Source organism: Gammaproteobacteria bacterium (assembly GCA_021648145.1).
Taxonomy (GTDB): Bacteria; Pseudomonadota; Gammaproteobacteria; order JAADGQ01; family JAADGQ01; genus S141-38.
Genome location: JAKITI010000005.1, coordinates 26,083 through 47,732 on the forward strand (window position 1 = coordinate 26,083; position 21,650 = coordinate 47,732).

General features: G+C 42.4%; 24 protein-coding genes. 12 read left to right on the forward strand and 12 right to left on the reverse strand.

What is annotated here, in order from left to right; translation table 11 throughout:
• Positions 1-17 precede the first annotated feature (17 nt).
• The 3 genes from L3J70_04270 (at position 18) to L3J70_04280 (ending at position 3,213) form a co-directional block, all read left to right on the forward strand.
• Entirely contained in the window at positions 18-200 is a 183-nt protein-coding gene (locus tag L3J70_04270; GenBank protein MCF6235577.1) for a hypothetical protein, read from the forward strand.
• 27 nt (positions 201-227) lie between these two features.
• Positions 228-2,561, forward strand: coding sequence for a hypothetical protein (locus L3J70_04275; GenBank protein MCF6235578.1), 2,334 nt, complete (start codon positions 228-230; stop codon positions 2,559-2,561).
• 73 nt (positions 2,562-2,634) lie between these two features.
• The gene (locus L3J70_04280; protein MCF6235579.1) at positions 2,635-3,213 is read left to right on the forward strand and encodes a DUF5011 domain-containing protein; all 579 of its coding nucleotides are present in this window, start codon (positions 2,635-2,637) and stop codon (positions 3,211-3,213) included.
• A gap of 201 nt (positions 3,214-3,414) precedes the next feature.
• On the opposite strand, the gene ylqF is transcribed toward L3J70_04280, so the two are convergent.
• From ylqF to L3J70_04295, 3 genes are all read right to left on the reverse strand, one after another.
• Positions 3,415-4,242, reverse strand: coding sequence for a ribosome biogenesis GTPase YlqF (gene ylqF / locus L3J70_04285; GenBank protein MCF6235580.1), 828 nt, complete (start codon positions 4,240-4,242; stop codon positions 3,415-3,417).
• Between the two features lie 24 nt (positions 4,243-4,266).
• Positions 4,267-5,586 carry a DEAD/DEAH box helicase gene (locus tag L3J70_04290; protein MCF6235581.1) on the reverse strand — a complete coding sequence of 440 codons (1,320 nt, stop codon included), beginning with the start codon at positions 5,584-5,586 and terminating at the stop codon, positions 4,267-4,269.
• A gap of 310 nt (positions 5,587-5,896) precedes the next feature.
• Positions 5,897-6,043, reverse strand: a complete 147-nt coding sequence (locus L3J70_04295) for a hypothetical protein (GenBank protein ID MCF6235582.1) — start codon at positions 6,041-6,043, stop codon at positions 5,897-5,899.
• A gap of 104 nt (positions 6,044-6,147) precedes the next feature.
• Here L3J70_04295 and L3J70_04300 point away from each other — a divergent pair, with 104 nt between their 5' ends.
• The 6 genes from L3J70_04300 to L3J70_04325 all read left to right on the forward strand — a co-directional run bounded on the left by L3J70_04300 (position 6,148) and on the right by L3J70_04325 (position 12,408).
• Entirely contained in the window at positions 6,148-7,125 is a 978-nt protein-coding gene (locus L3J70_04300) for a hypothetical protein (protein ID MCF6235583.1), read from the forward strand.
• Positions 7,126-7,261: 136 nt separating this feature from the next.
• Positions 7,262-7,933 (forward strand): response regulator transcription factor, encoded by a 672-nt coding sequence (locus L3J70_04305; GenBank protein MCF6235584.1) that lies wholly within the window; start codon positions 7,262-7,264, stop codon positions 7,931-7,933.
• A gap of 2 nt (positions 7,934-7,935) precedes the next feature.
• On the forward strand, positions 7,936-9,324 hold the full coding sequence (locus L3J70_04310) for a HAMP domain-containing histidine kinase (GenBank protein MCF6235585.1): 1,389 nt from the start codon (positions 7,936-7,938) through the stop codon (positions 9,322-9,324).
• Positions 9,325-9,469: 145 nt separating this feature from the next.
• Positions 9,470-9,937, forward strand: a complete 468-nt coding sequence (locus L3J70_04315) for a GtrA family protein (protein ID MCF6235586.1) — start codon at positions 9,470-9,472, stop codon at positions 9,935-9,937.
• The gene (locus tag L3J70_04320; protein ID MCF6235587.1) at positions 9,912-10,952 is read left to right on the forward strand and encodes a glycosyltransferase family 2 protein; all 1,041 of its coding nucleotides are present in this window, start codon (positions 9,912-9,914) and stop codon (positions 10,950-10,952) included. Before L3J70_04315 ends, L3J70_04320 begins: the two co-directional genes overlap by 26 nt.
• Positions 10,936-12,408: a glycosyltransferase family 39 protein gene (locus L3J70_04325; GenBank protein ID MCF6235588.1), complete on the forward strand. Its 1,473-nt coding sequence runs from the start codon at positions 10,936-10,938 to the stop codon at positions 12,406-12,408. Before L3J70_04320 ends, L3J70_04325 begins: the two co-directional genes overlap by 17 nt.
• Before the next feature lie 83 nt (positions 12,409-12,491).
• On the opposite strand, the gene L3J70_04330 is transcribed toward L3J70_04325, so the two are convergent.
• Together L3J70_04330 and L3J70_04335 are read right to left on the reverse strand one after the other, a co-directional pair.
• Entirely contained in the window at positions 12,492-12,710 is a 219-nt protein-coding gene (locus L3J70_04330; GenBank protein MCF6235589.1) for an RNA-binding S4 domain-containing protein, read from the reverse strand.
• Positions 12,710-13,849: a DNA alkylation repair protein gene (locus tag L3J70_04335; GenBank protein ID MCF6235590.1), complete on the reverse strand. Its 1,140-nt coding sequence runs from the start codon at positions 13,847-13,849 to the stop codon at positions 12,710-12,712. Before L3J70_04335 ends, L3J70_04330 begins: the two co-directional genes overlap by 1 nt.
• A gap of 255 nt (positions 13,850-14,104) precedes the next feature.
• Here L3J70_04335 and L3J70_04340 point away from each other — a divergent pair, with 255 nt between their 5' ends.
• The 3 genes from L3J70_04340 to L3J70_04350 all read left to right on the forward strand — a co-directional run bounded on the left by L3J70_04340 (position 14,105) and on the right by L3J70_04350 (position 17,618).
• Positions 14,105-14,866 (forward strand): 5-bromo-4-chloroindolyl phosphate hydrolysis family protein, encoded by a 762-nt coding sequence (locus L3J70_04340; protein MCF6235591.1) that lies wholly within the window; start codon positions 14,105-14,107, stop codon positions 14,864-14,866.
• A gap of 41 nt (positions 14,867-14,907) precedes the next feature.
• On the forward strand, positions 14,908-16,062 hold the full coding sequence (locus L3J70_04345) for a toxic anion resistance protein (GenBank protein MCF6235592.1): 1,155 nt from the start codon (positions 14,908-14,910) through the stop codon (positions 16,060-16,062).
• Between the two features lie 263 nt (positions 16,063-16,325).
• Positions 16,326-17,618 (forward strand): divalent metal cation transporter, encoded by a 1,293-nt coding sequence (locus L3J70_04350; GenBank protein ID MCF6235593.1) that lies wholly within the window; start codon positions 16,326-16,328, stop codon positions 17,616-17,618.
• 39 nt (positions 17,619-17,657) lie between these two features.
• Here the strand turns inward: L3J70_04350 and L3J70_04355 are convergent, their stop codons facing one another.
• The 7 genes from L3J70_04355 to raiA all read right to left on the reverse strand — a co-directional run bounded on the left by L3J70_04355 (position 17,658) and on the right by raiA (position 21,646).
• Positions 17,658-18,269 carry a hypothetical protein gene (locus tag L3J70_04355; protein ID MCF6235594.1) on the reverse strand — a complete coding sequence of 204 codons (612 nt, stop codon included), beginning with the start codon at positions 18,267-18,269 and terminating at the stop codon, positions 17,658-17,660.
• 94 nt (positions 18,270-18,363) lie between these two features.
• The gene (locus L3J70_04360; GenBank protein MCF6235595.1) at positions 18,364-18,633 is read right to left on the reverse strand and encodes an HPr family phosphocarrier protein; all 270 of its coding nucleotides are present in this window, start codon (positions 18,631-18,633) and stop codon (positions 18,364-18,366) included.
• Entirely contained in the window at positions 18,633-19,037 is a 405-nt protein-coding gene (locus L3J70_04365) for a PTS fructose transporter subunit IIA (GenBank protein ID MCF6235596.1), read from the reverse strand. Before L3J70_04365 ends, L3J70_04360 begins: the two co-directional genes overlap by 1 nt.
• The gene (gene rapZ / locus L3J70_04370; GenBank protein ID MCF6235597.1) at positions 19,034-19,924 is read right to left on the reverse strand and encodes an RNase adapter RapZ; all 891 of its coding nucleotides are present in this window, start codon (positions 19,922-19,924) and stop codon (positions 19,034-19,036) included. The genes L3J70_04365 and rapZ overlap by 4 nt, the downstream gene beginning before the upstream one ends.
• A complete protein-coding gene (gene hprK, locus L3J70_04375; protein MCF6235598.1) occupies positions 19,925-20,866 on the reverse strand; it encodes an HPr(Ser) kinase/phosphatase in 942 nt (313 codons plus the stop codon).
• Positions 20,844-21,308, reverse strand: coding sequence for a PTS sugar transporter subunit IIA (locus tag L3J70_04380; protein MCF6235599.1), 465 nt, complete (start codon positions 21,306-21,308; stop codon positions 20,844-20,846). Before L3J70_04380 ends, hprK begins: the two co-directional genes overlap by 23 nt.
• Before the next feature lie 17 nt (positions 21,309-21,325).
• Positions 21,326-21,646: a ribosome-associated translation inhibitor RaiA gene (raiA, locus tag L3J70_04385; GenBank protein MCF6235600.1), complete on the reverse strand. Its 321-nt coding sequence runs from the start codon at positions 21,644-21,646 to the stop codon at positions 21,326-21,328.
• Between the last annotated feature and the right edge of the window lie 4 nt (positions 21,647-21,650).

A 21,650-nucleotide genomic window follows, 5' to 3' on the forward strand; every position in this document is an offset into this window, starting at 1 on the left:
GTCTTCCCACAGTTTAAATGTTTGATTGTAGTGGACAAGTAATTTTGGCTACGGGTGTTGTTCAAGCCAATGGTGATTTCACCGTCACAGTGCCGGACGACGCAACACTGGTGACATTAACCACAACCCTTGAAAACCAGACATCAACAATTGATGTCAATATCGACGCAGACTTCAGCACATCAATAACCACCCAATAATCCGCTCATACGCAGGAGTAATTTATAATGAACAAAGCAATTATTTTAGCAAAGGTCTGCATTTTTATACTCATTTGTAGCAATAGTGTATTTGCGCAAAGTGTTGTTAGCATTCAAATTCAGGAGCAAACCGGCAATAGTCACACAAATGAGCACATCACCTTTGGTCATGTATTCAAGCAAGGTGATGTAGCTACTACAAGCAGCCTTGTTGCCAGCTCAGGTGGCGGCACACTACCTTTACAGGTGAATAAAAAAAGCACGCACGCGGACGGTTCGCTACGACACGCTATCCTGTCCTTAAAACTGGATAACATCAATGCTAATGAGCTGGTAGATATCAACCTGGAAGCTGGACAATCACCATTGCCGGGGAGTAATCTGCAACTCGCTGATTTGATGTCTTCCGAGTTTACTTCTTCCGTTGATTTCGTGTTGGAGGGCGTAAATTATACCGCAAGCCTGACAGACGGTATCGCCGAAGGGAATGTACAAAACTGGCTCGAAGGTCCGCTGGCTGCTGAATGGCTGGTTCGGGCTTCGGTCAAGAACGCTCAAGGTGTAGTTCATCCACATCTTACTGTTCGTTTTAACGTCAGAACCTATGCAGGATTTGCCAAAACAAAACTGGATGTGATTGTTGAAAACAGTTGGTCGTATGTTGCCAGTCCAAAAGATTTTACTTACAACGTTACAGTGAATGTAGAAGGTCAATCGGTTTATAACAAAGCAGGTTTAGAGCATTTTAGCCAAGCTAGATGGAAAAAAACCTTTTGGAATAACGGTGGCACAGGTTTAGATGTGATTTTTGACAAGAACTATTTGATGCAAACACGTGCTTTTCCAAATTATGACCTATCGTTACAAATACCTGAAACAACTTTAAGCAGTGTTGAAAGTGAGATTAACGCCTCAAACACTGAACCAATGGGGGTTTCAGTTATTAACCCTTATATGCTTGGCGGTGGTGGTCGCCCAGAGATTGGGCCATTACACAAATGGAGTTCTCTTTATCTGTTGAGTATGGATAAAAGAGCCAAAGACGGAATGATGAAAATTGGTACTTCTGGTGGTAGTTGGTCTATTCACTATCGCGACCAAAACACAGACCTTCCAATATCGGTGTTAGATTATCCTTATGCATCGGTTCTTGCAGGTGGCTTTAGTACAACTAATCCGAACACAGGGCGGAACGAAGCCTTTCCTCGTTGTGATGATGGTGACTGCAATTCTCCATACTCACACGATACAGCACATCAACCTTCATTTGCTTACACTCCTTATTTAATTACTGGTGATCATTTTTACCTCGAAGAACTTATGTTTTGGTCAAGTTTCAATATACTTTGGAATCACCCTGTTGATAGAAATCATGAAGAAGGTCTAATAAAAGCTAATCAGGTTAGAGGTCAGGCGTGGATGTTACGAACTATAGGGCAAGCAGCTTATATTACGCCAGATGGTCACCCACTAAAAAGTTACTATATAGATGTTATCAATAACAATCTTGCATACTATAATAATAGGTACTTAGTGGATTCCACCACCTTCAATCCTTTAGGGTTTGTAACTGAAAGCTATGCCATAAATCACGCTGAAAAAAGAGGAAATCCATCTTGGATGGATGATTTTTTTACTTGGTCTATCGGTTACTTAAAAGCGTTGGGTTTTCAAGATGCAAGCCCGTTATTAGAGTGGAAAGTAACATCAGCCGTAGAGCGCATGACCAATGCAGATTATTGTTGGATATTAGGGTCTCCTTATTCCTTAATAGTGAGAGATGGTTCTGATTATCCGTTATACACCACTTTTGCCGAAGTCTATAATGAAACTGTAAATGTAAAACATCCTGAAGTTACTGGTTTGGAATGTGGTAGCCAATCTATGGCAGATGCCCTAGGGTTGTCTTTAGGGGAAATGTATGGATACGCAGGTAGTACAGTAGGTTACCCTGCAAATTTACAGATTGCATTAGCAATAGCCACAGAAACTTCGTACCCAAACGCTGCTTTAGCTTGGCAAGTATTTGAGGGGCGTTCGGTTAAACCCAATTATGCTGACTCACCTCAATTTGCGATAGTACCGTTTGTAAGTGAAATAGCGACTACTCCAGTTGAGGATATCACCGCTCCAACTGTCACAAATCTTGACATCACGATCACTGGCAATATCCCCAATGCGACGGCTCTGACATCCGGTTCGGCTACGGGTGTTGTTCAAGCCAATGGTGATTTCACCATCACCGTCACAGTGCCGGACGGCACAACACTGGTGACACTAACCGCAACCCTTGAAAACCAGACATCAACAATTGATGTCAATATCGACGCAGACTTCAGCACATCAATAACCAACCCATAACCCCATGAAACATTGGAGAAACTTATGATTAAAATTAAACACACACTCGCAATTCTTGTCCTTAGCAGTACACTTGCGGCTTGCGGCTTGCGGCGGTGATGGCGGTGGCGACCCTGACCCCATGGATACCACCAAGCCCGTCATCACTCTAACAGGAGCAAACCCCCAGGCTATCATAGTAGGAAATACCTATACCGAACTGGGCGCAACTGCTACGGACAATCTAGACGGTGACATCACCGCCAATATCGTCGTTGATGCCAGTGCAGTCAATACAGATCAGGCAGGAGACTATACAGTTACCTACAATGTGAGCGATGCCGCCAGCAATGCAGCAGACCAGATAGTACGGACGGTCACGGTAAGTATGGCCGCCGTTCTTGGCACAATCCAGATTGATTCCATCGGTGTCACCATTACCTATGACGAAAAGCTGGACGCATTGAGTGAGACAGTCATGAAAATTGACGACGACACCCCGATTACCAACACGGTTGTTTTTGCCGACTCGCCAGACAATACAATCACCATCAATGCTGACCTGAGCGCATATACAATTGACAGTAATTTTACAGTGGATATTACGGCAAATATCGAGGATCGCGCTTCAAATGCAGACTCTACAAAAATAACTACAACAATAAATCCATAAAATGAGAATAAAAGGGGCATCAATGTCTACTCGACATCTCAAATCAAACTTTATAGAAAAAACACTTTTCTTATGTTTTTTCTTTTTATTGGGAACTGCAAATCTATTGGCGCAATCCAGATTGATTCCATAGGTGTCGGCCCACCACCTATGGCGAAGAGCTGGCCGCATTGAGTGAGACAGTCATGGAAATTGAATGCCTTATACCGGATGCTCTAAACTCACACGTCCCAAAGCACCCGACCTAAGATCATGAATCAAAACTTCTGATGCTTTATGCAGATCAACAACTCCACCCGGTCGCAAACCACCTCTTTTTCTGCCGATAATATCCAGAAGCTGCTCATCGCTTTCAGGTATTTTTTTCAATTTGTAACGATCCATTACACGCTGTGGATAGCTTTCCAATAAAAACCCAGCAGCATAAAGTGCAATATCTTCATACTCAATGGCTGTATTTTTAATTGCTCCAGTCACGGCAAGACGATACCCGCTATTTTCATCTTCAATTTTGGGCCAGAGAATCCCTGGGGTATCCGATAGAACAATGCCATTATCTAAATAGATTTTTTGCTGAGATTTTGTAACAGCAGGTTCATTACCTACTTTTGCAATAATTTTTCCGGTGAGAATATTAATCAATGTCGATTTACCAACATTGGGAATTCCCATAATCATGGTACGAATACGCTGCTCTTTCTGGACTTTTTTAGGTAACATCTGCCTGCAAATACTCGATATTTTTCGAATCTGTCCAGGCTTTTCTGAAGTCATTGCTAAAGCCTTCACACCCCGCTCCTGCTCTAGGTGATCCAGCCACGCCTTCGTGACCAAAGGATCAGCCAAATCACTTTTGTTCAAAATTTTAATACAGGGACGATTGCCTCGAAGTTCAGTGACCAGTGGATTTTCACTACTAAAAGGCAGCCGCGCATCCATCACCTCAATGACAATATCAATCTTTGGCATCGCCTCAACAATCTTCTTGCGAGCCTTGTGCATATGGCCGGGATACCACTGAATCGCCATAATCGCTCCTAAACTAACGAATAACTACCGAGTTGATCTCGAGTGGTTTGTTCTTGAGTGACCTGAACCTGACCTTGATTTTTCATTTTGGCCACCACCATGCCCACGATGCTTAGAATCAGCACTGTGTCCTTCATGACGAATTTTTGGCTTCTTTGGCTTTTTAGGGGTTCTGGGGCCACCTTTACGAGGTTCTGTCAGTGGTACCGTATGTTTAGGTTCAAAACCCACTTCAGTTTCACGTGGCAAACGTTGTTGAATCAAGGTTTCAATTCCTTGCAACAACTTCGCTTCATCGGCGCTCACTAAAGATATCGCTTCACCTTCAGAGCCTGCACGTCCGGTACGCCCGATACGATGCACATAATCTTCAGCAACATTGGGCAATTCAAAATTGACAACATGGGGCAATTGTTCAATATCAATACCACGCGCGGCAATATCAGTTGCCACTAATACACGAACGGCTCCCGACTTAAACTGCGCCAAAGCTTTGGTTCGTGCGCCCTGGCTTTTATTGCCGTGTATCGCCGCCGCTTTGATGCCATCTCGCTCAAGCTTTTGTGTAAGACGGTTCGCACCATGTTTAGTGCGGGTAAACACCAATACTTGTTGCCAATTATTATCACTGATTAGAAAGCTCAGTAGAGCAGTTTTACTGCTCTTATCCACTTCAAAAATAGTTTGCTTAACACTCTTCGCAGCCGCATTGCGTGGGCTCACTTCGATCTGGATCGGGTCATGCAAAATACCACCAGACAAGCGGCGTATTTCATTAGAAAACGTGGCTGAAAAGAGTAAGTTCTGGCGATATTTTGGTAACGCAGCAAGAATTTTGCGAATATCACGGATGAACCCCATATCCAGCATACGGTCTGCTTCATCCAGAACCAATATTTCCACTTGGGAAAATTTAACCGCATTCTGATTAAAAAGATCCAGTAAACGCCCAGGTGTTGCCACCAACACATCCACTCCACCACGCAACTTTTGCATCTGCGGATTAATCTTTACACCACCAAACACCACCGTTGAAGTCAGTGAAAGGTGCTTGCTATAGGTCGCTACACTTGCAGCCACCTGTGCGGCCAATTCGCGTGTTGGGGTTAATACTAACGCCCTCACACAATTGGGTTTTGCTTTCTCGCCACCTGACAACTGTTGCAATAACGGCAAAGTAAAACCTGCTGTTTTACCTGTTCCGGTCTGCGCAGCCGCCATCACATCGCGCCCTGCAAGTATTGCAGGAATCGCCTCTTTTTGTACGGGAGAAGGGGTGTCATAACCCTGCTCACTGACGGCACGCAAAAGAGAGTCGGATAAACCAAGGGAAGAAAATGTCATAAAATTAGGTACTCAAAAAACTTAGGTAATAAAATATAGCTATCAAATATTTCTTAAAGATATCATGCGGGAACTCACAGCCAAGCATCAAAACTGACTCCGAGTTGTATAAAGCAAATGGTATAAATGATCGCATTATATCAAATCATGAAGAAATGAGACCTTATTATTTTATGAACGTTCATCTAACACTGCTTATGCTTCCAACATCGTTTCCGCCAATCACTCGGATAAACAGGCTCATCCTGCTGCCAAACGCCTAAACCGGCTTCTTTTGTTCTTTTTGCAGCCGAATAACTCGCCTGATTCCTCACCCACGCAGACTTAAGCTATCACTATCATCGACCTTCACCACTTTACCGTCCAAGATAAAATAAACTTCGCTTTCAGGCACTGAAGCCACAACTCCGCTCCAAGCAAAAACAGATAAATACAATACAATATTTGCTCTTTTCATAATCATCCTTGATAAGTAAAGACAAGATCACCATTTGGTAATTTACTGGTAATGTTCAGGTGATGTCTATCTTATAAAATCGCATTTCAAAGTAAATATAAGTTGTGAAATATACCTTTAAACAAAGAAAGAAGGAAAAAAATAGTATGCAGTATCAAATATTTAGAAAGTGGTTTTTTTTACTCACTTATTTTTTTGTTTTTGGTTTGCCAGCCGCCGCCTTTGCCAGTGGTGGCCACTCTGACAGCGGTGTTGAAAGCAACATCGAAATTGAATTCTTTAGTGTAGGTGATTCGAAGTCGAATATAGGAAATGCACAAGTTGGCACCTCTGGTGTGCTTATTGAGGCTGAGTACGAAAAAAATGACTTAAGCTTTTCATTTGGTTTCGAAAGGTGGAATTATAACTGGTCAAACTCGGAAAGCCTTCCTTTTGTTTCCGGTATAACCAGTACTCCCTGGAGTACTTTCAACACGCTGCAATTTGGTGCTGCTTATGAGCAAGAAGTAAACGACCAATGGGAACTTCAATATTATGTTGAAGCTGAATCTTCCTTTGAAAAAGAGAGAAGTCAATCAAATGAGTATGAAGTAGGTGTCGATTTTACTTATGAAGCATCGAAACAGTGGCATTTTACATTAAATACAAACTATGAATATTTAGATGCGGAGGGAGGAGAGCTTGGAGTAGATCTTGAAATCGAGTGGAATCATGACAGCAAAGATGGCTGGTCAGGTGAGTTTGAAATAAGCAGTGAATTTCCAGAGACAAGTTTGACTTATCACTTCATTGAAGAGTTTTCGACGACTATGTTTTATAATGAAAGCGGAACTAACACAATCAGGCTTTCTGACAGCAGCCCAGTGACTGGCATGCAAGGTGGTTATTTAGAGGACGAGTATAACAGCCTTGGCATTCAACTTGATTATGAGTTGGTGCCTGATAGTTATTTGTCATTGTCACTTCAAAAAAATACTGGAAGACAATTAAGCTTTACCGATAGTGCAGGGGGAGAAGGGGAGTCTATATACAAATTTGGTGATACTAACGAAATATCCATTATGTATTCACACACATTCTAACCCGTAATTTTAACGTGACAAATCTCAACCCTTTCGTCTGGGATCAGCTTGAGGGTTTTTAATACAATGTATAAAGAACTATCATGTTTAAAAAATATGATGCAGGTTTTGCATTAAAGTAGGAAAAATTACTGTAATGAGAATCTTAGTTATCGAAGACGACCTGGTCATTGCTAACTTTATTGTTAAGGGATTGAAAGAAGCAGGCTATTGTGTCGATCATGCTGTCGACGGACTAGAAGGGTTGGATCTCGCACTCAATAATAGCTACGATATCAACATCATTGATATTATGTTGCCTAAACTGGATGGATTGTCGATTATAGAAAGGATGCGTAAACAGAACATCGAGACACCCGTTATTATTGTCAGTGCTAAACGATCTGTTGATGATCGTGTAAAAGGGCTGCAAAGTGGCAGTGATGACTACCTCATTAAACCGTTTTCATTTAGTGAATTATTAGCACGCATACAAGCACATTTGCGACGATCCAGTAATGTGAGTGAAACGACCCGTTTAACTGCTCATGACTTATCACTCGACTTATTGGCAAGAACAGTCATTCGCGAAGGAAAGAAAATAGAACTGCAACCTAAAGAGTTTACACTTTTGGAATATCTTATGCGCAATGCTGGGAACGTTGTCTCAAAAACCATGATTATGGAACGTGTCTGGAATTATAATTTTGATCCACAAACCAATGTCGTAGAAGCACGTATTAGTAAACTTAGAGAAAAGGTAGACAAGGATTTTGGTACCTCTTTAATCCACACAATACGTGGTCTTGGTTACGTCTTTAAAAAATAAAAATGATTCGTTTCCCTAATACTCTGGCATTCAGGTTAACCTTTTGGTACACGTTAGTTGTTATTATTTTAATAACGATCATTTTTAATGCCTCCTACTTTTCACTCAAAAAAATATTAGACCAAAACATAGAGGATGACCTTCTTGAGGGTACCGTCGAATTTCAAATATTGTACCAAAACGAAGGGCTGGACGGAGTTAAGAGGGAGATAGAGAGAGAAATAAGTCTAGGAGAGGAGCAAGATTTTTTTTTCCAGCTATTTAACAATGAAGGCATTCAGATTTATAGCTCTGATTTATCTCATTGGCAATTTTTACCTGAAAACCAGCACATTATTAAACAAGTATTTTCCACCAGCAAACCTATCTTTCAAACTATAAGTATTCAAGAAACAGAATATAAAGCTAAAACCATTCACGATTTAATTGCGCCTGATATTCTGCTGTATACCGGTGAATCAACGGAAGATATACAGGATATAATGACATTTTTGTCCAATGTCTTCATCAGCATGTTTTTAATTGTCATTCCAATTGCATTTGGAATAGGTTGGTTAATGGCAGGGCATGCCGTCAAAGATATTAAAGAAGTCAGCCGTATTGCTTCGGAAATAGAAAAAGGAAAATTAGATCGACGTGTTTCTGTCTCTGCACAAGGAGATGAAATTACACAACTGGTTAATACATTTAATGCCATGCTCGACAGGATAAGGGTCTTGATATTCGAGATGACAGAAATGACCGATAATATTGCGCACGATTTGCGCAGTCCGTTGGCACGTATCAGAGTGATTTCAGAAACGACACTGTCAAACGAAAACACCCCTAAGGAGTTCAAGTCTGCTGCATCAGATACCATAGAAGAGTGTGACCGATTATTGCAAATGATCAATTCAGCGCTTGATGTTGCAGAGGCTGAAGCTGACACAATTCAATTACTGAAACAAAAAGTGAACATCTCACATCTGGTTCAAGATGCCTGTGAACTCTTTGAAACGATGGCCGAGAAAAAGGGCATCAAGCTGGCTTGTCGTCTGGATAATAGTTGCTACGTTTACGGTAACATTCAAAATCTGCAACGTATGCTCGCCAATCTTTTGGACAACGCTATAAAATATACTTCAGCTAATGGCAGGGTGGATGTCGTTTTAACCTGTACCAAGAAGAATATCGAAATTATGGTAATGGACACAGGCATGGGTATTCCAAAGGACGATCAAGAGCGGGTATTCGATCGTTTTTTCCGCTGTGATCAGAGCCGCACTCATGATGGGTGTGGTCTGGGATTGAGTTTTTCCAGAGCGGTTGCACGCTCCCACAGCGGCGATATAAGTCTGAGCAGTCGCTTAAAAAAAGGCAGCCGTTTTACTATCAAGTTACCCGTCACATAAAAACCTCAACAATTTTTTCAAATTTCAATTGATTCAGCTGAAATTTCACGCTTTCTCGTAACGTGACATCTAGATAAAACCCATTTAATTGGAGTTTGCTATAACTGCACAACGCGAGCGAAAAAGTTCACCTCTCCATATGGTAATGAGTTCCAACACAGTAAAAGTTTACACTGCTAAAATGATAAATGCAGGTAAACAAATCATCAACACTTCCAAAGGGAATTCACTGATTCAGCCCATACGATTTGCCCTATCGGGTAGCTTGGCTACGGCTTCCCATTGGTTAGTCATGGCTCTCATGGTCAATTCGGGCACTCTGCCTGCTATAGCAACCGCTGTCGGTGCATTCATCGGTGCAATTGTCAATTACATACTGCAACGCAATGTGACCTTTCAATCTAATGTCGCGCATCGCTCTGCACTTCTACGCTATGTCGCTATCTGTACGCTGACATGGTTTTTAAATCTCGCCTTTTTTCTCATTTTCTACCAAGTTTTCCAGCTCTCCCTCATTGTTGCTCAGGGCATAACGACCTTAGCAATCGCACTCATGAGCTATTTTTTATACAAGAGGATTGTCTTCAATGAGCATCAGTCACAGTCTATTTAATGAGAACAGTCGTCATCAGCCCACACTCAGCATCATTATTCCCGTTTTTAATGAACGTGAAGTTTTGCCACTGTGTTTGCAGCGGCTGAATACCGTGACAAAGCAACTCGGTATCGCCACTGAGCTGCTATTTATCGACGACGGTAGCCAAGACGGAAGTGCTGAGTATCTGGCGATGCAAGCCACCATGGAGTCATCCATTCGCGTTATCATGCTCAGTCGTAATTTTGGCAAAGAGGCTGCGCTCACCGCAGGGCTCGATTATGCTCGTGGTGAGGCGGTTGTTTTTCTGGATGCGGACTTGCAAGACCCTCCAGAGCTGATTCCAGAAATGGTCGCGCAATGGCGAAAAGGGGCCGACGTGGTACTGATGCAGCGACGTTCACGAGCAGGAGAAAGTTGCTTTAAACGCACTACAGCACATCTATTTTATCGTCTTTTGCAGCGTATGAGTCACTGTCAAATACCGACCGATACCGGTGATTTTCGCCTGATGAGCCGCCGCGCGGTTGATGCTTTAAAACAACTTCCAGAAAGAAATCGTTTTATGAAGGGGCTATTTGCCTGGGTTGGTATGCCAACCGTAATATTAAAGTATGACCGTGACCCACGCGCAGCAGGAGCAAGCAAATGGGATTATCTCGGCTTGCTACGGCTGGCTCTCGAAGGTATCACTTCATTTTCAATTAGCCCGCTTCGTTGGTCAATGAGTGTGGGCATACTTGCTGCTTTGGTTGGTGGTATTTTTGGTTTATGGATCGCCTTTAAAGCATTTATTCTGGGTGATCCGGTTCATGGTTATCCCTCACTGATCTCAATCATCACTTTTTTGGGAGGTATTCAGCTAATCGCTTTGGGAATTGTGGGTGAGTATGTCGGCAAAACCTATATCGAAAGCAAACAACGACCCAACTACCTAATCCGCGATATCGAACATATTCCTGAAGTCAAAAATATAAAATTAGACAGCCAAACTAAGCACACTGAGGAAGAGATTCATGCTCAAGCGTCTTGATTTTCTATTCTGGTTATTAGCAATCATCGTTCTAAGCCGACTGTTTTCAATGATCTTGGTGCCGATGATTGATACCACCGAAGCAAGATATGGTGAAATTGCCCGCATCATGGCAGAAACGGGCGACTGGATTACGCCGTGGTTCGACTATGGCGTGCCATTTTGGGGGAAACCTCCGTTGTCATTTTGGACAGAAGCGCTTTCATTTAAACTCTTTGGCGTGACAGAATTCGCTGCACGTCTGCCATCATGGCTGGCAAATCTGGGTATGCTGGGGCTGATCTACACCTTGACATACAATATCGCCGGACATCGCCAAGCACTGATCAGTACGCTAATTTTTTCTACCATGGCGCTCAGCTTTGTCATGTCTGGTGCCGTGTTAACAGACCCCTTTTTGGCACTGGGCACAACTCTTTCTCTTGTCAGTATCATTCTTGCATTAAGGAAGCCCAAATCACTTTGGTGCTGGTGGTTTTTTGTCGGCCTCTCTATTGGTCTATTAGCAAAAGGACCACTGGCACTTGTATTGGTCGGCGGCCCAATTTTTTTATGGGCAATATGGCAATGGCATGATCTACGTAAAATCCCCTGGGTGCGCGGAATACTTCTCACCGCCCTGCTCTCTCTTCCCTGGTATATTGCTGCGGAGCTGAAAAGCCCAGGTTTTATCAACTACTTTATTGTTGGCGAACATTTTTTGCGTTTTGTCGATTCAGGCTGGAGCGGTGATCTTTATGGCAGTGCTCATGATCAGCCTTTTGGAACGATTTGGCTCTATTGGATATGGGCCTCTCTTCCCTGGGGGCCGATCGCTATTATTTTGCTTATTTGGCGTTGCATCGCCACAAGAAAATGCAATCCACTTATTAAACAAAAGTTAAGCGATGAACAGCGCCTGCTCCTGCTTTTTGCACTATTTCCCAGTCTGTTTTTTACCTTTTCAGGCAATATTTTGTGGACTTATCAGCTGCCCGCACTGGCACCGCTTGCCATATTGATCGCAATGCTGCTGGCAAAATCAAACACGACAACTATGCCAGCTAAATCTGGCCTTATAACTGCCGTCGCATTTGTACCATTCGTGGTCATGTTTATTGGTTTCTACGCACATTTTTATCCTGATAAACTTAAAACGGAAAAAACACTGATAGCGTATTACAATGAACACAAAATTAACGACACCCAGCCGCTTATCTATATTGAAAAAGCACCCTTCTCTGCTCGGTTTTATTCCGGTGGACGTGTTAAAACAATGGAGTTAGACGAAGTAAAATTATTGATAAAAAATGGGGCTGAATCAGTATATTTTGTCGCCGTTGCTAACGGAAACAGGGATGAAATTATTTCATCCCTGCCCGGTCAAGTTAAAGTAGAATTAACCAATCGGCGCTTTACTTTATTACAAATCAATAGAGTAGCCCAAACTGAGATGGAGCGAAATATTGTCCTCTAATTTACAAACCGGTAAAAAACACTTGAAGTTAATAAAAAATAGAGGCTGAAATGGGTATTCAGCTCTATTTTCCATCAAAATAATCAGTCCATAACCTCCACTAAACTCCCTTCAAATTCAACTATCTGATCTTGCTTTATCTTACAACGCTTGCGCAGCTCAACCTCGCCATTGACCTTAACCTGACCATTAACAATCAGGGTTTTTGCCTCACCCCCACTGTTACACCACCCCAAAACTTTGAGCAATTTATAAAGCTCGATAAAAGGCTTACCACTCAAGCTGAATTTCTCTTTATCCATTAACTGTCCTGCTTTATACGTAGTTCAAAATCAGTGATAGCTTGACTCACGCCATTCACCATAATTTCAATTCGATGCTCGCCAGGGTAATAAACGCGGGTTGTAACTTTTTTAATCGCATGTTTTTTTTGTACCGTGATAGTTTTTTCTGGATGAAGTGTAATGTTTTTCCATTTAAAAACCTTCGGTGTCATCTCTCCGTTGGCTTTTTTATGGTGAATAATGTAGTCAATAATCAATGGCTGTGCATTTTGACTCATGGATGTCAGTGATAACTCAAAGATCAACTTCTGACCAAAATCAACTGTGGGTGTCAGAACAACTAAGTGATTCAGTTTTACGTTTGGCTGACCATAACCTAATGCTTTCAAGGCTTTTTTATGCCCTTGTTTTATCAGAGTACGGCAAGCGTGACGTACAAGCTTTTCACGAGCTTTATTCGCATCAAGCAACCAACCCTCTGCAATTTCAGCCACTAAATCTGGATGATCTTTTGCAATATCATTGAGACTATTCGCAACAGAGCGGCGCACATATTCTTCAGAGTCATCTTTAAGTGCTTCGAGCAGTGGCAACAGCGGCGTTGGGTCTTTGACAAAAGCGGATAACTGCATCGCCCACGGCAGTCGTGGCCGTGTACCTTCTGAGACCAAACGACGTACATGTCGGCTTTTATCATTTGTCCACTGGTTCAGTATTTCCAAAGTTTCATCTTGTTTTTCCTGCAATAAAAAACGAATGCCAAACTCGGAGGTAAAACGTTTGGTCAGCTCTTTAAGTAAATTCATCGCAAGCTCAAGATTATCAGCCCCATGCAGGCCCACATAATGTGTCATCGGCATAATCGCCCAACCGGCAATACCATCACTGGTAACAGTAATGCCTGATATATCCCCATCATCATCTGGCGTGAGACTGGCTAAAATGATTTCACCTGACTTTTCAAAATTACAGGGCAAATATTGAGCCATCGCTTCAGCAATTTGGTTGGAACGCTCTTTAAGCTCCAACGCGTCTAGGTGATGTGTTGCCGTCTCAACAAAGCCGACACGATCAAACTCAGGCCAGGCACTTAAAAAATGCTCAGCCATCCCTTTGATAATTTTTGTATTAAATGAGTTTTTAAAGGGTTCAGCCATGTTTATATCCAACAATGCGATTGAGCAGGGGCGTTGTTGAGTATAGTATATGAAATCAATAAGTTCTTTTTGAGGACATAAGCTGAATTATGCCACCCATATTAAAAAAAATTATTGGTTTTATTTTATTATCAGCCACTGTCGGGCTGATTGCTATTCAAGTTCCTTTTTATATTTAAAGCCATGCGCCCTATTCTAAACACATTAAATCCCAATAAAGTCACTGCGGGTCTTAAAGGGCTTTGGTTATACCTCATGCCAACACCTATTTTTATTGCCGCCATCATTGCACTGGTCAAAGGGGACTTTCTAAATACACTGCTGGCCGCAGCTTCATTCAGCGGTTTTATGCTGTCAGCAATTATTGCCCGACGTGGTTTCAAACAAGAAAACCAATACAAGCAGAAACATCTCGCCCGCGCACCTCGCTTACCTTTTAAAACAGTGGCTGCATCACTGCTTTCCATCACTACGGGTGCGACTGCTTTTTTGCTCGCTGATTATGGCCTGCTAAGCAGCATACTGATGGGCTCCACCACACTATTAGGCTTTTATTTTTATTACGGACTTGACCCACGCAGAAATAAAATCGGTGAGCGCTGGTTTGAAAGCAGTCAAACAGAACTTTTTGAAGCACTGGAAGCCGCAGAGATAAAAATCAGTGCGATTGAAGCCGCACAAAAAAGCATTGGCAACATCGAATTCGACCAACGCCTAAACCGTATTATCAACAAAGCTCGCAATGTGCTCACCATCATCGCTGATGATCCCGGTGACCTCTCTCGTTCCCGAAAGTTTTTAAAAGTATACCTGGATGGCACGCAACGAGTCACAGAAAGTTATGCCAAAACGCACAAAAAAGAGGCCACCACCGAAGCTTTAGATACAAATTTTTTCAATGTTCTCGAGTCCATTGAAAAAACCTTTGATGAGCAACACAACAAGCTATTAAAAAATGATCAGTTTGACCTTGATGTCAAAATTGAAGTATTAAAAACCCAACTAAAACAAATGTAACTGCTCAGGTTGCCCCTGAAATCTGTCAGTTCAAGGAAAAAATGATGCAAAAAAATAATACGACTATAGCGGAACCTGCTCTGATCCCCGGCACTGAAACTGTTCTTTCAAAAGTGCCACCCAAAGAAATTGCAACTTATCAGCAAGCCACCCCCGAAGACCAACCCAAGCTTCAAACCTTAGTGACTGAAATCGACACCAGTGACCGCTCCACCATTATGTTTTTTGGCAGCAAAGCTCAAGAAGAGATGAGCACCATTTCAGAAAATATGCTTGAAGGTGTACGTAATAAAGACTTAGGAAAAGCCGGTGATTCATTAAACAACATGATTACTGCGATTAAAGGCTTTGATATTGATCACCTCAACCCAAACAAGAAGCTAGGTTTTTTTGCCAAACTGTTTGGCAAAGCAAAACCCATTGTAAAATTTCTAAATCAATATGAAGATGTGGGGAAACAGATCAATCGCATCAGTGATCAACTGGAAGAACACAAAACCCAAATTCTCACCGATATTATTTCATTAGATAAACTTTACGATGCTAACCTCGATTATTTTCACAATCTGGAACTCTACATTGCTGCAGGTGATGAAAAGCTGCGCCTGATTAATGATGAAGAAGTGCCCGCTCTGACCCAAAAAGCCGAGGCCAATCAAGATAACCTGCTCGCTGCACAAAGTTTGCGAGACCTGCACAGCGCCCGAGATGATCTGGAACGCCGCATTCACGACCTGCGCCTGACTCGCCAAGTTGCAATGCAAAGCCTGCCCAGCATCCGTATGGTTCAAGAAAACGACAAAATGCTGATCAACAAAATAAATTCAACTCTGACCAATACCGTTCCACTTTGGAAAAATCAGTTAGCACAAGCCGTCACTATTTTTCGTATGAGCGATGCCGCAAAAACAGTAAAAAGTGCCACCGACCTGACCAATGAACTGCTTGAAAGTAATGCCAACAACTTGCGTACCGCCAATATTGAAGTACGCAAACAAATGGAACGTGGTATATTTGATATCGAATCTGTGAAAAAAGCGAATCAAGCATTGATTGGAACAATCAACGACAGTTTGCAAATTGCCGAAGAAGGCAAGGCCGCACGCGCCAAAGCCAGCATAGAGTTGGAATCAATGGAAGGTGAGCTGCGTCAAGTACTTATGTCAGCCAAGGCACGCACCGAACAAGCCACATAACACTATAAATTAATTATCTTGACTATTTGGGGTGCTAAACCCCACTCAAACTCATCAATATCAAAGATATATTTCGGGTATTCTCTGTCCGGCTGTGGGCACACATGATGAAAAATTTTCGCCCTATTTACTTGATATGAAAAACCTTGACCAGCCATTTATTACCACTTACCTCGTCATAGACCCTCTTAGCCCAATAGCACATGATATGCTTCTTTTGATTAGATATATTCAACATTTACATTCAACAACTGAGAATCAACATGTTCACTAAACTCTCAAAAACAATGTCCTGCTTAGGGCCGGGGCTTCTTTACGCGGGCGCAGCGGTCGGTGTATCGCATTTGGTCATGTCGACCAAAGCTGGAGCAAGCTATGAATTTTTGTTCCTGCTATTAATTCCTTTGATTCATTTGATCAAGTATCCATTTTATAAATTTGGCCCTCAATACACTGCGCTGACAGGGCGCAACATATTGCATGGCTATCACGCATTGGGAAAATGGGCATTGGCGATTTATGTCATTATGACTATTTTATCCATGTGCCTGATTCAAGCCGCTGTCACCATCGTCACCAGCTCGATAGCCATTCACTTTTTTGGCCTGAATTTACCTGCTGAATATATGCCCCACATTCCAGCCATTATGGTGCTCATTGCCGCTGCCATCATTTTATATGTTGGGCAATACAGCCTGCTGGACAAGATGATGAAAGCTATCATCATTATTTTAACTCTGACCACCGTCACAGCATTAAGCATGGTTCTTTTAAGCACACAAGGCGATACTGACCCCAGCGCGACACCACTTTTCAAACTTTATGAACACGCCGACCTTATCTTTTTAGCGGCTTTCATTGGCTGGATGCCCGCACCGATGGATGTCAGTGTTTGGCATTCTGTTTGGTCTGAGGAGAGCAACCGTAAAAATGGAAGTCGCTTGCCCATGCGCCAAGCGATGCTGGATTTTAGAGTTGGGTTTTTTGGTACGGCTCTTCTGGCAATGGCCTTTTTATCGCTCGGTGCAATGGTGATGTTTGGCAGTGGTGAGCCACCTTCACAAAGTGGCGCTGTATTTGCAGGTCAACTCATTGATATGTACACAAGCTCACTGGGAAGCTGGGCCTATCCGCTCATTGGTATAGCTGCGTTAGCGACCATGTTCAGCACAACATTAACGTGCCTGGATGCCTACCCCAGAACATTGGAAGAGAGCTATTTCATATGGAAAGGACAGGGGGAATATGAGTCGCGTCACGGCGCTACCAAAACTGTTTACCGCACTTTGCTGGCTGTTGCCGTTATAGGCACAATCACCATATTTCTAGTCATCAAAAACATATCCGGCGCGATGGGTTTGATTGTCACCGTCGCAACCGTTGTCTCCTTTATTTCAGCGCCCGTTATCGCCTACATCAACTATAAAGTGATGCATGGTGATACAATCAAAAAGGAAGATCGCCCCAATAAATTGATGACACTATGGAGCCAGTCAGGAATCGCCATTATGACACTTTTCAGTCTAAGCTATCTGATCTTGATTATCACCAAATAGCAAGCCACCCACTGCTGGCTTTAGGAACGTGCGCGTTCCTTATTGTTTACGCGCCTGAAAATAGAGTATGACACCGAGAATACCAAAAATAAAACCGATCCCTCCAATAATGTCACTCATTGATGCTTTTTTCTGCGCGTCTTCAAGACTTCTTATTAAAGGCGTATTAGCTTCATGAACCGCTTTATTGATCATGATCTGCAAAGCTTTTTCATCGAACCCTACTGCGGCTGAATGAGTGACCACTTCAGATTTTTCAGAAGTAACCGCTTGCGTTTGCACCAGCTCACTTGCGGCTGAAGTTGAAATAGCTGGAACAGAATTATTCACCTCTTCCCACTCATCAGCCTTTAATTCATACTCCGTTTTATGCCCTAAACCCGCATCAAGTGTGATACGTAACGCGCCCTTATGAGTCGGTATAAAAGCAAACACTCCCTTATCATCTGTTTGGCCACTCAATAATAATTTATCTTGCTCATCATAAACAACAACCTCACTTTTTTGTGATTTTCTACCATCAGCAAAATAACCTTCAACAAAAACCTGACCCGCCTCTTGATAAACAAACATATTAACTTTATGTGCATATACCATCGAAGAAAGCATCGCTGATAATAAAAATAAGCTAACAATCATAAAAATCCGCATACTGAAAACTCCGTGGTAGCACAAAAATAATTATCGTATTACGGAACCTGGTGTGAGTCAACTTTAAGGAACGAGCACTTACAGGGTTTTAGGGTTATACCTCTTCACCAAAGCGATTTGAGACCAGCAAGATCAGCGCCTCAATGGCAGCATCCTCATCCTCTCCCTCTGTCACCAAAAGTAACTCAGTGCCTTGGCTTGCCGCAAGCATCATTACGCCCATAATACTTTTACCATTGACTTTTTGATGCTCTCGCTCCAATACCACTTGGCTTTGATATTCTGCTGCCAGCTTCACAAAACACGCCGCTGCCCGTGCATGCAGACCCAGTTTATTGACAATGATGATTTTTTTTCGTTGCATTAATCCACGCCATTGGAATCAAAAGAGACGATACCATTACGGCCACCTTGATAAGCCGCCACCGCAAGTTCTTTCAATTCAAGCTGGGAGTAATTAAAGATACGAATTAACATGGGTAAATTAACCCCAGCAATAACAGCTGAATTGACTGTTTCCGACACTAACTTGTTAGCAATATTACTTGGCGTAGAGCCGAACAGATCCGTTAACACCAATACACCATGACCTGTATCCAGTGCTTGCAAGTATTGGCTCGATTTTTTCACCAAACCCTCAAAATTACTGCGTGGATATACAGATAAAACTTTTACCGACAACGGAGATGATTTAAAGATATCCGAAGCAGCTTCAAGCAGAGCTTCTCCCACCTGATTATGTGCAATAACCAACAACCCCACACTCATGATAAATCCCTGTGCCGAACCAGCACATTATCTCTTTGCGCCTGAAAACAGTCTGTTATTCGTTGTGCAAGATAAACAGAGCGGTGTCGACCTCCCGTGCAACCAATTGCTACATTCAAATAACTACGATTTTCTGCTTCAAAATGAGGTGCCCAATATTCAACAAAGTTTTTTACTTGGCCAAACATCTGCTCCACTAACTTCTGTTTTTTCAAAAAATTTATAACAGGTTGTTCAAGTCCAGTCATGGGTCTTAAGGCAGTTTCCCAATGAGGATTAGGCAAACAACGAACATCAAAAATAAAATCAGTATCAACGGGAATACCATTTTTAAAACCAAATGATAAAAACAGCAGCGACATGGTCGATTCATCTGGCTTTCCAACAATGCGTTCTTGAACAACACTGCGCAGCTCATGGAGATTCGTGTGTGTTGTATCAATATGTAGATCAGCACCCTCAGAAATTACTTTTAACAGCTCTCGCTCAATCTTAAGCGCTTCTGCCAGTGAGACATCAGAGCGTGTTAATGGGTGTTTACGGCGTGTTTCACTAAATCGTTTTAGTAATTCAGTATCATCCGCATCCAGAAAAACAACCTCACAAGTAACCCCTTCAGATTTCAAGTCAGCAATAATTGCTGGAAAGTGTTGCAATCCACCCACAATATTACGCGCATCAATACCTACCGCCACATGGCTCAATGCTTTATTCACCTCTTCAGAGGAAGCCCCCCCTTGACGCAATATAATGCGTGCCTGCATTGCAAATTCAGAGAGCAGACCAAGCGGTAAGTTATCAATACAGTAATAGCCAAAATCTTCCATGGCCTGCAGTACGATACTTTTCCCCGACCCTGACAGGCCACTTATAATCGTCAATTTCATCTATTGTCCCTCAGCGATACAGGCACGTTGTCGCTCCATAAAATGCTGGGCTGCATTATAACCACGATACGATAAAATATGATTACGTACAGCCCCCTCTACCAAAACAGCCAGACTACGACCAGGGGCGACAGGCAAAGTAATTTGAGGGATATCAACATCTAATATAGAGCTCTGTTGACCACTGCCGTGTAATCGATCAATCTGGTTTAAATCTTCATCCGTCATCTGTTTAAAGTGAATCACCAAACGTAAATATTTGCTCTGCTTAATTGCACTGTCACCAAACATTTCACGAACATTGATAACGCCCAAACCTCGCACTTCCAAAAAATCTTGTAGCACGGGAGGACACGCGCCACTCAAAGTATCCAAAGCAATGCGTGAAAATTCAGGTGCATCGTCTGCGATTAAACGATGCCCACGATTTAATAGTTCGAATGCCACTTCGCTTTTACCAATGCCACTATCCCCGGTAAGCAATACGCCAATACCGATCACTTCCATAAAAACACCATGCAACGTTGTTTTAGCTGCAAACCAGTTAAAAAGAGAGTAGCGAATACGCTCAATTAATACGTGACTGGAAACCTTTGATGAAATTAATGGAATTTTTTCTCTTGAAGCATACTCCATGAAGTCTTCACTCACCATTTCATTGTCAGCAAAAATTACCATGGCAGGCTGGCCAGCAAATAGTGCAGCTAATGTATCGTGATAGGAGTTTTTCTTTAAGCGCTTCAAATAAAGCAACTCGGTATGACCCAACACTTGAATTCGACTTGGATGAATTAAATTCAAATGCCCCACTAATACGGAGCTCGGTTTATCATCCAGACAAACCAAACGCTCTCCACCTTCGTGCCCAGCGTTCCAGACCCAATCCAGTTTGCCTTGTAATAGTTTAAAAAGTGTGTCGCTATTGAGAGGTGGGGGTATCATGAGTCAGTGGTTGCCATTGGGTCAGCAGGTCATGCAGAGATTGTCGTGATTTTGCAAGGCGTAACTGATCACACAAAGCTTTATCTTTGAACATCAGTGACAACTGAGCAAGCAATTTCAGATGGATTTCAGTCGAATCCTCAGGAACTAAAAGTGCGAATAAAAGATCCACACCCTCTCCATCTGGGGAGTCAAAATCAATACCTGACTCTAGCTGAACAAATGCCCCTAATACTGTTTTCAAGCCATTTATTCGGCCATGAGGAATCGCGATTCCATAACCAATTCCAGTACTTCCCAAGCGCTCCCGTGAATGCAAGCTACTAAATACTTCCGGGGCAGAAATTTCTTCACTATTTTCGACCAATACATCTCCGAGCACTTCCAATGCCCGCTTACGACTTGCAGCACGAATGCCACAAGCCACATTGTCGGCAGACATAAAATCGGACAGCGGTATCATTCTAATTCATCAATTTCTGGCTGTGGCCCACGATGACTCGACTGCTTTTCTTTATGTTTAATGAGTTGCCTATCCAGCTTTCCCGTTAAGGCATCAATAGAAACATACATATTTTCTCCTGCCGCATCAGCAAAAACAGTCCCGCCATTAACTTGTATTGTTGCTTCCGCTTTTTGAATTGATTTTTCTACACTGAGAATCACTTTCGCATTGCCTGCACGACTCATATGGCGACTCAAACGACTAAATTTTTCTTCTATATGGTTGCGCAGTGCTTCTGTAATTTCAACATGGTGTCCACTAATATTAATTTGCATTAAG